Origin of the sequence: Nonomuraea antri, assembly GCF_013283785.1 — a bacterium.
Taxonomy (GTDB): domain Bacteria; phylum Actinomycetota; class Actinomycetes; order Streptosporangiales; family Streptosporangiaceae; genus Nonomuraea; species Nonomuraea antri.
In genome coordinates, this window is sequence record NZ_JABCPZ010000009.1 from 42,569 (window position 1) to 57,047 (window position 14,479).

Genomic DNA, 14,479 nt, shown 5'->3' on the forward strand with positions numbered 1-14,479 from the left:
AATCGCCCAGTCCTCGGCGATGCCCGCGGCCACGTGACACGATGGCCGGAAGCGAACTCGGGAGCGATGGGAGCTTAGGTATGAGCGACGCGATGCTCGCGATCGGTACCCGCAAGGGCCTGTTCCTCGCCCGCTCGACGGACGGCGGCCCGTTCGAGGTCGAGCCGATCCGGTTCTCCACGGTCGGGGTGACGTCGGTGGCGATCGACACCCGCGGCGCCACGCCGCGCCTGCTCGCCGGCATCGAGTACGGCCACTTCGGCCCGTCCGTGATGTACTCCGACGACCTGGGCGAGACCTGGGGCGAGGCGGAGCAGCCGCCGATCGCCTTCCCGGAGAAGACCGGGGCGACGCTGGCGCGGGTGTGGCAGCTCATGCCGTCCCCGTCGGAGCCAGGCGTGGTCTGGGCCGGGGTCGAGCCCGGCGCCCTGTTCAGGTCGGAGGACCGGGGCGTCACCTACCGCCTCGTCGAGGGGCTGTGGGACCACCCGCACCGGCCCAGCTGGCAGCCGGGCGGCGGCGGGCTGTGCCTGCACACGATCATCAACCACCCCACCGACCCGGAGGTCATGGGCGTGGCGATCTCCACCGGCGGCTTCTACCGCACCAGGGACGGCGGCATGTCCTGGGAGGCGGCCAACAAGAACATCCGCGCGCCGTTCCTGCCCGAAGGCAAGCAGTACCCGGAGTACGGGCAGTGCGTGCACAAGGTGAGCATGAACCCGGCGCGGCCGGAGCGGCTGTTCCTGCAACACCACTTCGGCGTCTATCGCAGCGACGACTTCGGCGGGAGCTGGCACGACATCGGCTCGTCGCTGCCGTCGGACTTCGGCTTCCCGATCGTGGCGCACCCGTCGCGCCCCGACACCGTGTACGTGCTGCCGCTGCACGCCGACATGGACCGCACCCCGGTCGGCCACGTCTACCGGGTCTTCCGCAGCGACGACGCCGGCCGCACCTGGCAGCCGCACGGCCAGGGCCTGCCCGAAGGGCCGGTCTACGCCAGCGTGCTGCGCGACGCGATGAGCATGTCGGCGGCCGGGCTGTTCTTCGGCACGCGCGACGGCGAGGTCTACTGCTCGCGCGACGACGGCGAGACGTGGGAGCAGGTCGCCAGGCATCTGCCCGACGTGCTCAGCGTGCGCGCGGCGGTGCTGTAGGCGATGGCCAGATCCGTGACGATGGTCGTGTTCGTGCTGCCCAGCTCCCTGCGGCGGTGGGTGAGCGGGCTGGCGGAGGTGAAGGTGTTCGCGATCGGCGCCGACCGCGACTCACCGCCGACGCTCGGTTCGGCGCTCGACATGCTGCGCCGCACGCACCCGCTGCTGGAGGAGCGGCTGCGTGACGACTACGGGCGCATCCGCAGGCACATCAACATGATCGTGTGCGGGGAGAACGCCCGCGGGCTCGGCGGCCTCGACTGCGCGCTGCCGCCGGGCGCCGAGGTGTACGTGCTCCCCGCCCTGGCCTAGGAGCCTCTGGTCGCGCGGGTCAGGGTGCGACGCGGCCGTTGGCGACGAACGCGGCGTGGGTGAGCGGCATCAGCTCCGCCCACGCGGCCTCCATGCGCTCGGCCACCATCTCGATCTCCCGCTGCGGGAACGAGGGCACCTTGGCCTGCTCGTTCTTGGTGCGCAGCGACAGGAAGTGCATGAGCGAGCGGGCGTTGCAGGTGGCGTACATGGTGGAGAACGTGCCGACGGGCAGCACCGCGCGCGCCACCTCGCGGGCGACGCCGGCCTCCAGCATCTCCTGGTAGGCCTCGTAGGAGCGGGTGTAGCTGGCCTCCATGGCCTGGCGCACCAGCTTGTGCTGCTCGGCGGTGCCCTCGACGAAGACGTACTGGCCCGGCCGGCCCTCCTGCACCAGCCTGCGGTCCTCGCCGGGGACGTAGAACGCCGGCTGCAGCTCCCGGTAGCGGCCGCTCTCCTCGTTGTACGACCAGCCCACCCGGTGCCGGTGGAACTCGCGGAACACGAAGATCGGCGCGCTGACGAAGAACGTCATCGAGTTGTGCTCGAACGGGCTGCCGTGCCGGTCGCGCATGAGGAAGTTGATCAGGCCCTTGGACCGCTCAGGGTCCTTCTCCAGCTCCTCCAGCGACTGCTCGCCCGCCGTGGACACGCGTGCCGCCCAGAGCACGTCGGTGTCGGACGCACTGTGTTTGACCAGCTCAACCGTCACGTCGTCGAGAAAGCGCACGCGCGGAACCCCCTTCGTCCGGAACCTTGCCGCCCGCCATCGTACGCCTGCCCGCCGTGCCCCAGGGACGGGGGACACGGCGGACAGGGTGCGATCGGGCAGGTGAGCCGGGTCAGCAGTGGCGGGCGAGCCGGTCGCGGGTGACCAGATCGGTATCGCCGGCGGTGCCGTCGATCCAGACCACGCGCCGGCCCTCGCCGGAGGCGAACACCGATTGCTCGCCCTGGTTGCAGGACAGACGCTCCAGCGGGCCGCCCGTGACCGGCACCTGGAACAGCTTGGGCAGGCTGGCGTTGGTCCAGTCGAACTCGCTGGGGTTCAGCCCGATGGTGACGATGGTGTCGTTGGCGTCCAGCGAGACGGGCTGCGGGGCCTTGGGCCCGTCCGGCACGACGGCGGTGGTTCCGGTGCCGTCGGCGGCGGCCCGCATGACGCCGTAGCGGCCGTCACGGTCGGTGTCGGTGTACCAGACGACGTGGTCGCTGGTCATGATCGGCAGCAGCGACAGCGACGGCAGCCGGCCGGTGCCGGGCACCTCGGGGATCACGGTTTCCTTGCCCGTGGCCAGGTCGTACACGACGGGGGTGCTGCGCGAGAACCCGCCCTCGACCCACACGCGGACGTAGGCCAGCTTGCCGCCCTTGATCGACGGCTGGAAGCCGCGCACGCCGGCGGCGGGCGTGAGGTTGACCGGCTCGGCGTCCCCGCGCTTCAGCCAGATCTCGGTCTCCCTGGTGGCGGGGTCGGCCGCGTCCCAGGCGACGGCGTCCCCCGAGACGACCACGGAGTTGACGACCGAAGGCGACCGTGCCACCAGCCGGGACGGCGTGCCGGCGGTCAGCGGCCTGGCGCGGATCTGGAAGTCGGCGCCGTCGTTGTCGTAGGACGCCCAGACCGCCTGCCTGCCGTCGGTGGCCGGGGCGTAGTTCCACCGGTCGTCGTCGGAGAGCGTGGTTGTCCTGCCGCCGTGCACCCGGCCGGTGACGATCGAGGTCGGCCGCGCGCCGTCGGGCGAGGAGTTGGACACCACGTACCTGTCGCCCGCCACGTCGGGGTAGGCGGTGAAGTCGGTGATGTTGTCGACCAGGACGCGGCTGTCGGCGCCGACGCGCCGCTCCCAGCCCTTCCTGATGCCGTGCCGCTCGAAGGCCAGCGCGACCGTCAGCCGGTCGCGCGGCGACAGCCCGGCGGCCCTGGCCGCGGACTCCACGGCGCGGCGGCCGTCCACGAAGTCGTCCAGCGGGGTCATGTACTCGGTCAGCGCCTTGTAGACGACCTTGTCGAAGCGGGTGCCGAGCTTCTCCCTGACGTCCCACAGCGCGCCGGAGAAGATCGTGGAGTTGAGGTGCACGCCGCCGTTGTCGGAGGCCACGGTGACGCCCAGGTAGTCCTCGGCGGCGACGCGGTCGTCGTCCAGGTCGCGGAGTGCGCACTGGGCGGGCGTGCCGCTCTTGCACAGGCGGTCGCCGAGCAGGCTGGCGTCCGGGTGGCTCATCGGGACGCCGAGCGCCCCGATCTCGACGGCGTTGCCGAAGTAGTCGGCCAGGCCCTCGTTCATGGCCCCGGACTGCCCCAGGTAGACCAGGTCGGCGCTGTTCGTGATGACGCCGTGGGTCATCTCGTGGCCGACCACGTCCAGGCCGGCGGCGAAGGAGTGGTAGCTGGGGCCGCCGCCGCCGTAGACCATCTTGGTGCCGTCCCAGAACGCGTTCTCGAACGGCCGGCCCAGGTAGGTGACGTTGACGACGGAGTACATCGTCCCGCCCTTGCCGTCGAGCCCTTCGCGGCCCAGGTTCCGGTAGAACTCGTACACCTTGCCGGAGCCCCAGTGGGCGTCGACGGCGCCGGTCTCGGTGTGCTGCGGGCCGAAGACCGGGGTGGGCGACTCGGCGAGCTTGGTGCCGGCCGGGACGCCCGGGGAGAAGAAGCCGCCGACGTCGGCCTTGTTCGCGTCGTAGGTGAGGATCTCGCCGGTGGCGCCGTTCCACATCGGGCGGGCGCGGTCACGCAGCTCGTGCCCGCCGTCGGCGCGCTGGTAGACGTTCAGCGGGACGTCCGCGCCGTGCGCCGTGCGGCCCGAACCCTCGGCCGGCCCCTCGAAGCGCAGCCTGTCGATGGCGAACAGCGGCCGGCCCGAGTGCGCGTCCACGTAGGCGTCGAGCAGGACGGGGCGGTGCCGTTTCACGTCGTCGCCGCGGAGCACGAGGTGCCAGGCCAGCAGGCCCTTGCCGCGCGGCAGCACGACCAGCTCGGCCCCGCCCGTGGCCTCGGTCCCCGCGGTGGCGGTCTCCCTGATCTCGCGATCCCTGATCAGGCGGGCGAGCGCGATCTCGCCGGCCCGCGCGGCGCTCACCCTGGGGGTGGCGTCGACGTCCAGGCCGGTCTGGAAGCGGCCGCCGGCCCCGGTGATCTGCCGCTGCCCGCCCTCGTCGCGCAGGTGGACCAGGTACTGGCCGCCGAGGACCGGCAGGTTCTTGTAGCGCTGGGCGAAGCGCACGGTCTGGTCGCGCCCGTCGGTGACGGTGTGCAGCGGGACGAGGTCGGCCGGGTTCAGGTGGTAGCGCGGATCGGCCAGATGCGCCTTGGCCGCGGCGACGGGGTCGGCCGACGCGGCGGGCTCGGCCAGGCCGCTCACCTCGGCCGGGGCGGCGGTGCCGGCACGGGACTCCACTTGCGGTTGCGGCGGGTCGTCCGCGTTCGCGACGCCGGGTAAGGCCATCGACAAGGGCAGCGCCAAGGACAAGGCGGCGATCGTGGCGGTGATGGGACGCCAGGACACGACACCTCCAGGTGTGTGTAGGGGGTTCTGGCGTCCTGATCATCACCGCATATTTGACAAGGAGACAAATCACGATTCGATTACTTTAGTTTGGAAATTGTGCTTTCCAAACAGAAACGCGCATTCGATCGTCCGGCGTTTCTCATTCCTCCCAGCCGAACGTCCTGCTCACCGCCCGCTTCCAGCCGGCGTAACCTTCGTCGCGCTGCTCCTGGCTCCACTCGGGCTGCCAGCGCCGGTCCTCGGCCCAGTTGGCGCGCAGCTCGTCGGTGTCCTTCCAGTAGCCGACGGCCAGCCCGGCCGCGTACGCGGCGCCCAGCGCGGTGGTCTCGGCCACCACCGGACGGCTGACCGGCACGCCCAGGATGTCGGACTGGAGCTGCATGCACAGGTTGTTGGCGGTGACGCCGCCGTCCACCTTCAGCACGTCCAGCTCCACCCCGGAGTCCTGCTGCATGGCCTCGACGACGTCCCTGCTCTGGTAGCAGATCGCCTCCAGCGTGGCGCGCACCAGGTGGGCGTCGTTGTTGAAACGCGACAGCCCGACGATGGCGCCGCGCGCGTCCGGCCGCCAGTACGGCGCGAACAATCCGGAGAACGCCGGGACGAAGTAGATCCCGCCGGAGTCGGAGACCCGCCTGGCCAGCTCCTCGCTCTGCGCCGAGTTCCTGATGATGTGCAGCTGGTCGCGCAGCCACTGCACCGCCGAGCCCGTCACCGCGATCGAGCCCTCCAGGGCGAACACCGTGGGCTGCCCGGCGAACTTGTAGGCCACCGTGGTGAGCAGCCCGCGCTCGGAGCGCACGAGGTCGGTGCCGGTGTTGAGCAGCATGAAGTTGCCGGTGCCGTAGGTGTTCTTGGCCTCGCCCGGCGAGAAGCAGACCTGGCCGACGGTGGCCGCCTGCTGGTCGCCGAGAATCCCGGTGATCGGCACCTCGCCGCCGAACGGGCCGTACCTGAGCGTGGTGCCGTAGGTGGCCGGGTCGGACGACGGCCTGATCTCCGGCAGCATCTCGCGCGGGACGCCGAAGAACGACAGCAGTTCGTCGTCCCACTCCAGCGTCTCCAGGTCCATCAGCATGGTGCGGCTGGCGTTGGTGACGTCGGTGATGTGCACGCCGCCGTGGATGCCGCCGGTGAGGTTCCACAGGGTCCAGGTGTCGGTGTTGCCGAACACCGCCTCGCCGCGCCCGGCCGCCTCGCGGACGCCGTCGACGTTCTCCAGGATCCACTGGATCTTGCCGCCGGAGAAGTAGGCGTCCGGGCGCAGGCCCGTCTTCCTGCGGATGACCTCGCCGCGGCCGTCCCGTTCCAGCTGGGCGGCGATCTTGTCGCTCCTGGTGTCCTGCCAGACGATCGCGTTGCAGTACGGGCGGCCGGTGCGCGGGTTCCACACCACCGTGGTCTCGCGCTGGTTGGTGATGCCCAGCGCGGCCAGATCGGTGTCGTGCAGCCCGGAACGCTGCAGCGCGCTCTGGATGACCGCCGTGGTCCTGGTGGAGATCTCGACCGGGTTGTGCTCCACCCAGCCCGCCCTGGGCAGGATCTGCTCGTGTTCGAGCTGGTACTTGGCGACCTCCTGGCCGTCGTGGTTGAAGATCATGAACCGGGTGCTGGTCGTGCCCTGGTCGACGGCCCCCACGAAATCGGGCATGGTTCTCCTCCGGGTTCGGGTCAGACGCGGCCCGCGTCCTCGACGTCGGGCTCGGGCTCGGGCAGGAATCGGGCGATCAGCAGCTGGTAGAGCCCGGCGCCCACCAGCCCGCCGATCAGGGGTCCGATGATGGGCACCCAGAAGTACGGGTCGCCGTACTGATCTCGCCAGGCGCCCGAGTACCCGGTGAGGAAGCTGGCCAGGCGCGGCCCGAAGTCGCGCGCCGGGTTGATGGCGTAACCGGCGTTGGTTCCCCATGCCATGCCGATGCCCACGATGAGCAGGCCGATGACGACCGGGCTGAGGTTGGCGCTGGGCGCCAGGTTGTGCGAGTCGGACAGCGCGTAGATGACGAACAGCAGGATCGCGGTGCCGATGATCTGGTCGCGGAAGCCGCCCCACATGCCCACCGGCAGCTCGCCGTTACCCGGCAGGGTGGAGAAGACGCCCTGGGTCTTCAGCGTGTGCTCCGGGTCGGCCTTGGTCAGCACCTCGGTGTAGTTCCAGCGCACCAGCAGCGCCCCGGCGAACGCGCCGGCGGTCTGGGCCAGCGCGTACGGCAGCACCTTGGCCCACGGGAAGCCGCGGAAGGCGGCGAAGGCCAGCGTGACGGCCGGGTTGAGATGGGCGCCGGTGATGCGCCCGGCCACGTAGACGCCGAGCGCCACGCCGATGCCCCAGGCCCAGGCGATGCTGTCGTGGTCGCCCAGCTCGGCCGCGCTCACCTGGGCGACGACGCCCACGCCGAACAGGATCAGCACCATCGTCCCGGCGAACTCGGCGATGAGTTCACCGGCCAGCCCGATCCGATTGAGACGTTCGACCACGGTTGCCCCCGCTTTTTGGTGGTGTCGGCGTTGTGTGCCATTCCCTGAACCGGGAAACGTATACGGACTGTGAGTGATTGAGCACGCAGAGTTTGAGCAGGGGGCCGGAACTCATGAACATGACCGGGGCGCTCGACGCCAGGAACCGGCAGGCCGCCGTCGACCGGCTGGCCACGCAGACGTTCGACGTGCTCGTCATCGGCGGCGGCGTGACCGGCGCGGGCGCCGCGCTGGACGCCGCCTCCCGCGGCCTGCGCGTCGCGCTGGTGGAGAGCCAGGACCTGGCCGCGGGCACGTCGAGCAGGTCGAGCAAGCTGATCCACGGCGGGCTGCGCTACCTGGAGCAGTTCGACTTCAAGCTGGTCCGCGAGGCGCTGAAGGAACGCGACCTGCTGGTCTCGCGGCTGGCCCCGCACCTGGTCAAGCCGGTCACGTTCCTGTACCCGCTGCAGCGCGGCATGATCGAGCGGCCCTACGTCGGCGCCGGGCTCACCCTGTACGACACGCTGGAGGGCATGCGCCGGCCGATGCCCAGGCACCGGTACCTGTCGGTCAAGGAGTCGCGCAGGATGGTGCCGGGGCTGCGTGCCGACGCGTTGTCCGGCGGCATGATCTACTTCGACGCCCAGGTGGACGACGCCCGCTTCACCCTCGCCTTGGCCAGGACGGCCGCCGCGCACGGCGCGGTGATCGCCACCCGCGCCCGGGCCGTCGAGATGCTGCGCGACCAGGGCAGCGAGCGGATCGTCGGCGCCCGCGTGCGCGACGAGGAGAGCGGCCGCGAGCTCGACGTCAAGGCCGACGCCGTGGTCGTGTGCGCCGGGGTGTGGACCGACCCGGTCAACGCGCTGCCCGGCGCGGCGCCGGCCGGGTTCAAGGTCAGGATGTCGAAGGGCGTGCACATCATGGTGCCCGGCGACGCCATCGCGTCGTCCACCGGCATGATCATCCCGACCGAGAAGAGCGTGCTGTTCATCATCCCGTGGACCAGGCGGCGGTGGATCGTCGGCACCACCGACACCGACTACGACGGCGACAGGGCGGAGCCCGCCGCCACCGGCGAGGACATCGACTACCTCCTGGAACACGCCAACGCGGTGCTGTCCAGGCCGCTGACCCGCGACGACGTGGTCGGCGTCTACGTGGGGCTGCGGCCGCTGGTGGCCGCCGACGAGAGCTCGGCCACCACCAAGCTGTCACGCGAGCACGTCGTGGACGTGCCGATGCCCGGGCTGGCCACGATCGCCGGCGGGAAGTTCACCACGTACCGGGTGATGGCCAAGGACGTGATCGACGCCGCGCTGGAGGGCTTCGACGTGCCCGATTCAGTCACCGACAAGCTCCCGCTGATCGGCGCCGACGGGCTGCCCGCGGTGCGCGCGTCGGTGCGCCGCCTGGTGCAGGACCACGACCTGGACACCGACGTCGTCAACCACCTCATCAGGCGCTACGGCACGCTCGCGCTGGAGGTGCTGGCTGTGATCGACGCCGACCACTCGCTGGCCGAGCCGCTGGTGCCCGGCTGCCCGTGGATCAGGGCCGAGGTGGTCTACGCCGTCACGCACGAGGGCGCGCTGCACGCCGAGGACGTGCTGTCGCGCAGGACCCGGATGCTCATCGAGGCCATCCCGCCCGCGCTCGACGCCGCCCCGGTGGTGGCCCGGCTGATGGCGGGCCTGCTCGGCTGGGACGAGGCCAGGGTCGAGGCGGAGGTGGCGCGCTGCCGCACCCTGATCGAGGCCGAGCAGCGGGCGCTGGCCGAGGCCACCGCCCCGCGCCGGGAGCCGGCCGCGGCCTCGTGAACCGGGCGGGTCACAGGCGGTAGACGCGGCGGGCGTTGCCCGAGCCGATCATGTGGGCGATCCTGGCCGCGTCGGCGTTCGTCCACTCCCCCGCCGCCAGCCGCGACGCCAGCGCCGCCGCCAGCGACCGCCGGAAGTACAGCGCGCCGAGATAGCAGGTCTCGGCCACGCCGTGGCAGTCGGAGCTGTAGAGCTGCTTGTGGAACGGGGCCAGCGCGAGCAGTTCGTCCATGAGGCGGGCCGACCCGGCCGCGGTGTGCGCGAGCGCGAGCCCGAGGTCGACGTAGACGTGCGGGAACACGTTGGCCAGGTAGGCGGCCTGGCGCAGGAACGGGTAGCAGTGCAGCAGGATCACCGGCACGCCGACGGGCTGCAGCGCCCTGATGAAGCCGCTCAGCCTGGCCGGGTCGGTGCGGTGCAGGTCGCGGACGGGGCCGCCGAACCCGGCGTGGACCTGCAGCGGCAGGCCGCCGTCCCTGGCCACGTCCACGGCCGTCCAGAGCAGGTGACGCAGCAGCGTGGGCTCGGTCAGCGGCTCCTTGGGGTCGGACAGGCGGCGGTTGGCCGCCGCGATCACCGCGCCCCTGCTCGGCCTGGACGGTTCGAAGTCGAAGCCGCACCGGCGGCCGATGACGGTCTTCAGCCCGACCGCCCCCGCCGCCCTGGCGGTCAGCTCGTCGCCGAGCACGTCCATGTAGTCGACGGCGGCCTCGGCCAGCTCGGCCACGTCCTGCTCGATCTGCTCGATCCTGACGATCTCGTCGGCGGCCGCGCCGCCCTGCCGGCCCATCTCGGCCGCCGAGAGCAGGCCGGCGTCCTCCGTGCCGGTGTCGACCAGGAACGCCACCACGCCGGAGGCGCGCAGCAGCCGCCGGTTCACCTCGTCGGCGCCCAGCTCGGCGCGGCGGGCCAGGTAGGTGGCGGGCGCGGCGTGCGGCGCCAGGTCCAGCACGGGCGCGCACCAGCGGCGCAGCCCGGCGCCGAACGGGGTGTCGAAGTGCGTGGTGCCCGGCGGGGCGGGCGCGCCGCCCTCGTTGATGAGCAGCTCGAACCCGGCCCTGGTCAGCTCGTCGCGGCGAACCCCGTGACAGTGGTGGTCGACCAGCGGGGCGAGCAGGGCGTCACGCACCGTATCGGGCAGGTCTACGGGGAGCATGCGGAGACTCTAGGGGGCCGCGCCCGCTTCCCGTGGACGTTTGACGAAGGGAAATCCCGGTCCGGGCGGATCGGGCACCCCGCAGGAGCGGCCCCGGCGGGAGTGTGTGCCCGCCGGGACCTTCCGCAGGCGACCGTCAGGACCGGCGGGTGAGGCGCAGGACGTTGGCGATGATCTTGGCGCCGGCCCCGCCCTCCTGCGTGAGGATCGACTCGGGGTGGAACTGCACCGCGTAGCGGCGGCGCGCCACGTCCTCGATGGCCATGACGTTGCCGTCGGGCGTGAGCGCCGTCGGCGTGAAGCCGACCACGCCCGGCCGCTTGGCGTGCAGCGAGTGGTAGCGAGCCGCGGTGAACACCTCGGGCAGCCCGTCGAGCAGGGCGCTCTCGCCCAGCCTGCTCACCTGGCCGCGCTTGCCGTGCTCGGGGTAGCCGAGCAGCTCCAGCGAGCCGCCGTCGTACTCGACCATGGCCTGCAGGCCCAGGCAGACGCCGAAGACCGGCAGGTCGCGGGCGTAGATCTGCTCGATCAGCGCCGACATGCCGAAGTCGGACGGCCAGCCGGGACCGGGCGAGAGCACCACCAGGTCGGGCCCGATCTCGTCGATCATGGCGGGCGGGAAGCCGTGGCGCAGCGTCACGACGTCGGCGCCCTCCTGGCGGAAGTAGTCGGCCAGGGTGTTGACGAAGGAGTCCTCGTGGTCGACGAGCAGCACCTTCATGCCCGCGCCCGGCTGCTCCCTGACCGGCTCGGCCACCTCGGCGTGCGGCTGGTTGACCGCGGCCAGGGCGCCGAGCAGGGCGCTGGCCTTGAGCTCGGTCTCGCGCTCCTCGGCCTCGGGGTCGGAGTCGAACAGCAGCGTCGCACCGGCGCGCACGGTGGCCAGGCCGTTCTTGATCTGCGCGGTACGCAGGGTCAGGCCGGTGTTCATGGAGCCGTCGAAGCCGATGAAGCCGATCGCGCCGCCGTACCAGCGGCGGGTGGTGGCCTCGTGGTCCTCGATGAACTGCATGGCCCACGTCTTGGGCGCGCCGGTCACGGTGACCGCCCACATGTGGGTGAGGAAGGCGTCGAGCGCGTCGAACTCGGGACGCAGGCGGCCCTCGATGTGGTCGACGGTGTGGATCAGGCGGGAGTAGAGCTCGATCTGACGGCGGCCGATGACCTTGACCGTGCCTGGCACGCAGATGCGCGACTTGTCGTTGCGGTCGACGTCGGTGCACATGGTCAGCTCCGACTCCTCCTTCACGCTGGACAGGAGGGTGCGGATGGCCTCGGCGTCCTCGACCGGGTTGCTGCCGCGGGCGATGGTGCCGGAGATCGGGCAGGTCTCGACGCGGTCGCCGTTGACCCGGACGTACATCTCGGGCGAGGCGCCGACCAGGTGCTCGCCCTCGCCGAGGCTGATGATGAACTCGTACGGCGCCGGGTTGCCGTGCCGCAGCGCGCGGTAGAAGGCCGACGGGTCGGCGCAGGTGGCGTGGAAGACCTGGCCGGGCACGACCTCGAACAGGTCGCCGCGCTTGAACTTCTCCTTGGCCGCGGCGACGACCTTGGCGTAGTCGCCCTTCGCCGGGTTCGCCGGCACCTCCTCGGGCACGACCAGCGGGGCCGAGGCGCCGGAGCGCTCCAGGCCGCGGGTGGTGGCGCCGTCGACGGTGAACTCGTAGCGGTACTCGATACTGGTCTCGCGCTGCCTGTCGATCACGACGAGCCGGTCGGGCAGGTGGAGTACGAGGTCACGCTGGTCGTCGGGGCGGACGAGCTCGTGCCTGATGGGCTCGAACTGGAAGGCCAGGTCGTAGCCGAAGGCGCCGTACAGGCCGAGGTGCGGGTCGTCGCCCTTGAAGGCGGCGATGACCTCGCGGATCGCGGTGAAGACGGTGGGCCTGCGACTGCGCATCTCCTCGGGCAGCAGGTCCTCGGACTCGGCGACGTGCACCTTGATACGGTCGGCCGTCGGCTCCTCGACCGGCTTGCCCGCGGCCAGCAGGCACGAGGCCACGGCGGGCAGCACGACGCGGCCGCGCTCGTTGAGCGCGGTGGCCGAGATGGTGCGGCCCTTGGCGACCAGTTCGAGGCAGGGGTCGACGTAGCCGAACGCCCATCGGCTGTAGCGGCCCGGGTAGTCCATGCCCGAGGAGAAGGCGCCCCCGCGCCGCTCGCCCAGGGCGGTCACGATCTCTTCGAGCGCCTCCTCAGGCACGTCACGTGCCTCGCGCTCCACGCCGATGCCGCCGGCCGTGGTATATCCGCTCGTCTCCACTGCTGATGCCCCTTTGCCAAAGATGATCCCCGGGGGCGGACAAGCAGAAGGCCGCCTTCCGGGGCGGCCGTCCGTGAATGGAATGCGAAACTCGCGCCGCCTAGGAGCGGCGCCACCACTGAAGCGTAACGCGATTTCGCATGCGAACAGGGTAACCGGCCTACCAAGATCCGCGCAACGCGCGCCACGCCCACTCGTCCTGTCCCCACTTTTCAATACAGAGCTGTACTGTATTCATATGAAGATCTGCCTCATCACCGGGGCCTCGGCCGGCATCGGCCTGGCCACCGCGCTCGACCTGGTCAAGGCGGGTCACGTCGTCTACGGCGCGGCCCGCAGGGTGGAGCGCATGGAGCCGCTGCGCGCGGCGGGCGGCCACCCGATCGCCCTGGACGTGACCGACGAGGCCGCCGCGGCCCGCGCGGTCGCCACCGTGCTCGACGCCGAGGGCCGCATCGACGTGCTGGTCAACAACGCCGGCACCGCCGCGCACGGCGCCACCGAGGAGGTGCCGATGGAGCGGGCCAGGCGCGTGTTCGAGGTCAACTTGTTCGGCCTGGCGCACCTGACCCGGCTCGTGCTGCCGCACATGCGCGAGCGCCGCTCCGGCACGATCGTCAACGTCTCGTCGATCGCCGGGGAGATCGCGCTGCCGCTCGGCGCCTGGTACTACGCCTCCAAGCACGCGCTGGAGGCCTACTCCGACTCGCTCAGGCAGGAGATGCGGCCGTTCGGGGTGCGCGTGGTGCTGGTCCGGCCGGGCATCATCAGGACCGAGTTCGAGCAGGACACCCCGCGCGAGCTGCGCGAGACGTCCGGGCACGGCCCGTACGCCGAGCTGGCCGAGCGGTTCGCCGCCAAGACCGAGCAGTCGTTCGGCGGCAAGGTCAGGGCCTCCGACCCGGCCGTCGTCGCGCGGGCGATCGCCGGGATCGTCGAATCGGCCGATCCGAAGCCTCGCTACGCTGTCGGGTACATGGCCAAGACATTGCTGAGGCTCAACCGGATCCTGCCGGACCGCGCCTGGGACAAGCTCATGACCCGCGGGAGCGCCTAGAACATGAAGAGCACCACCCGATCCCCTGGCCGCCCGCGCAGCCAGGAGGCCGACGCGGCCATCCTGGCCGCCGCGCTCGACCTGCTCATCGAGTACGGCGCCGCGCAGCTGAGCATCGAGCAGGTCGCGCAGCGGGCCGGCGTCACCAGGGCGACGGTCTACCGCAGGTTCGCCGACAAGACGGCGCTGCTGGTGCAGGCGCTGGAGGTGGCCAACCACGACCACGACCCGGCCTTCGCCGGCTGGCGCGACCTCGACCACATGCTGGCCGAGTGGGCCGACTACCTGAGCCGGCCGCGCTACCGCCGGCTGCTGCGCAGGCTCTTCGGCGCCGTCGACGACTACCCGGAGCTGGTGAGCACCTACCGCAGCGTCAACAGCGGACGTCGGGCGGCGGCCGTGCGCGAGGCGCTGGGCCAGGCGCAGGAGCGCGGCGAGCTGCCGCCCGGCCTGGACGTGGCGGTCGTGCAGGAGCTGCTCAACGGCGTGATCATGGGCCATCTGGGCCTGCAGCCCGACACGAGCACCGCGGCCGAGATCAAGGCGTACCTGGTGGCGATCATGGAGCAGGTGGGGTACCGGCCGGTGCGCGCAGACGGCTGACCAGATTACATTTCAGGATTTATCACGGCTTGTTGGCATGCGCCCCTTGCGTCGTCCACAGTCACTCTTCACTCTTCTCGACAGAGGCGTAAAGATCACCTCTCCCCTCCCTGTCGTGAAGGAGAGCGCGTGC

General features: G+C 71.2%; 11 protein-coding genes. 5 read left to right on the forward strand and 6 right to left on the reverse strand.

The window, feature by feature from the left end; all coding sequences use genetic code 11:
- The first annotated feature begins 80 nt into the window (after positions 1–80).
- Together HII36_RS04830 and HII36_RS04835 are read left to right on the forward strand one after the other, a co-directional pair.
- Positions 81–1,160, forward strand: a complete 1,080-nt coding sequence (locus HII36_RS04830; RefSeq protein ID WP_173521814.1) for a WD40/YVTN/BNR-like repeat-containing protein — start codon at positions 81–83, stop codon at positions 1,158–1,160.
- A 3-nt stretch (positions 1,161–1,163) separates the two neighbouring features.
- Complete coding sequence (locus HII36_RS04835) at positions 1,164–1,472, forward strand: ubiquitin family protein (protein WP_217369181.1); 309 nt, start codon at positions 1,164–1,166, stop codon at positions 1,470–1,472.
- 19 nt (positions 1,473–1,491) lie between these two features.
- Here the strand turns inward: HII36_RS04835 and thyX are convergent, their stop codons facing one another.
- The 4 genes from thyX to HII36_RS04855 form a co-directional block, all read right to left on the reverse strand.
- Complete coding sequence (thyX, locus tag HII36_RS04840; protein WP_173521815.1) at positions 1,492–2,202, reverse strand: FAD-dependent thymidylate synthase; 711 nt, start codon at positions 2,200–2,202, stop codon at positions 1,492–1,494.
- A 112-nt stretch (positions 2,203–2,314) separates the two neighbouring features.
- Positions 2,315–4,981 carry a M4 family metallopeptidase gene (locus HII36_RS04845; RefSeq protein ID WP_173521816.1) on the reverse strand — a complete coding sequence of 889 codons (2,667 nt, stop codon included), beginning with the start codon at positions 4,979–4,981 and terminating at the stop codon, positions 2,315–2,317.
- A 142-nt stretch (positions 4,982–5,123) separates the two neighbouring features.
- Positions 5,124–6,635, reverse strand: coding sequence for a glycerol kinase GlpK (gene glpK, locus HII36_RS04850; RefSeq protein WP_173521817.1), 1,512 nt, complete (start codon positions 6,633–6,635; stop codon positions 5,124–5,126).
- 20 nt (positions 6,636–6,655) lie between these two features.
- Positions 6,656–7,462, reverse strand: coding sequence for an MIP/aquaporin family protein (locus HII36_RS04855; protein ID WP_173521818.1), 807 nt, complete (start codon positions 7,460–7,462; stop codon positions 6,656–6,658).
- Positions 7,463–7,575: 113 nt separating this feature from the next.
- Here HII36_RS04855 and glpD point away from each other — a divergent pair, with 113 nt between their 5' ends.
- On the forward strand, positions 7,576–9,264 hold the full coding sequence (gene glpD, locus HII36_RS04860) for a glycerol-3-phosphate dehydrogenase (RefSeq protein WP_173521819.1): 1,689 nt from the start codon (positions 7,576–7,578) through the stop codon (positions 9,262–9,264).
- A gap of 10 nt (positions 9,265–9,274) precedes the next feature.
- Here the strand turns inward: glpD and HII36_RS04865 are convergent, their stop codons facing one another.
- Both HII36_RS04865 and HII36_RS04870 read right to left on the reverse strand, forming a co-directional pair.
- Positions 9,275–10,420, reverse strand: coding sequence for an amidohydrolase family protein (locus tag HII36_RS04865; protein ID WP_173521820.1), 1,146 nt, complete (start codon positions 10,418–10,420; stop codon positions 9,275–9,277).
- A 136-nt stretch (positions 10,421–10,556) separates the two neighbouring features.
- Positions 10,557–12,686 carry an anthranilate synthase component I gene (locus tag HII36_RS04870; RefSeq protein WP_173521821.1) on the reverse strand — a complete coding sequence of 710 codons (2,130 nt, stop codon included), beginning with the start codon at positions 12,684–12,686 and terminating at the stop codon, positions 10,557–10,559.
- A 238-nt stretch (positions 12,687–12,924) separates the two neighbouring features.
- On the opposite strand from HII36_RS04870, the gene HII36_RS04875 reads away from it, so the two are divergent.
- The gene (locus HII36_RS04875; protein ID WP_173521822.1) at positions 12,925–13,743 is read left to right on the forward strand and encodes an oxidoreductase; all 819 of its coding nucleotides are present in this window, start codon (positions 12,925–12,927) and stop codon (positions 13,741–13,743) included.
- Between the two features lie 3 nt (positions 13,744–13,746).
- A complete protein-coding gene (locus HII36_RS04880; RefSeq protein ID WP_173521823.1) occupies positions 13,747–14,346 on the forward strand; it encodes a TetR/AcrR family transcriptional regulator in 600 nt (199 codons plus the stop codon).
- The last annotated feature ends 133 nt before the right edge of the window (positions 14,347–14,479 follow it).

Excerpts from the sequence above, each read along its gene's own strand:
- HII36_RS04835 (WP_217369181.1), top strand. The coding sequence starts at position 1,164 with ATGGCCAGATCCGTGACGATGGTCGTGTTCGTGCTGCCCAGCTCCCTG.
- HII36_RS04875 (WP_173521822.1), top strand. The coding sequence starts at position 12,925 with ATGAAGATCTGCCTCATCACCGGGGCCTCGGCCGGCATCGGCCTGGCC.
- glpK (WP_173521817.1), bottom strand. The coding sequence starts at position 6,635 with ATGCCCGATTTCGTGGGGGCCGTCGACCAGGGCACGACCAGCACCCGG.
- HII36_RS04830 (WP_173521814.1), top strand. The coding sequence starts at position 81 with ATGAGCGACGCGATGCTCGCGATCGGTACCCGCAAGGGCCTGTTCCTC.
- HII36_RS04865 (WP_173521820.1), bottom strand. The coding sequence starts at position 10,420 with ATGCTCCCCGTAGACCTGCCCGATACGGTGCGTGACGCCCTGCTCGCC.
- glpD (WP_173521819.1), top strand. The coding sequence starts at position 7,576 with ATGAACATGACCGGGGCGCTCGACGCCAGGAACCGGCAGGCCGCCGTC.
- HII36_RS04880 (WP_173521823.1), top strand. The coding sequence starts at position 13,747 with ATGAAGAGCACCACCCGATCCCCTGGCCGCCCGCGCAGCCAGGAGGCC.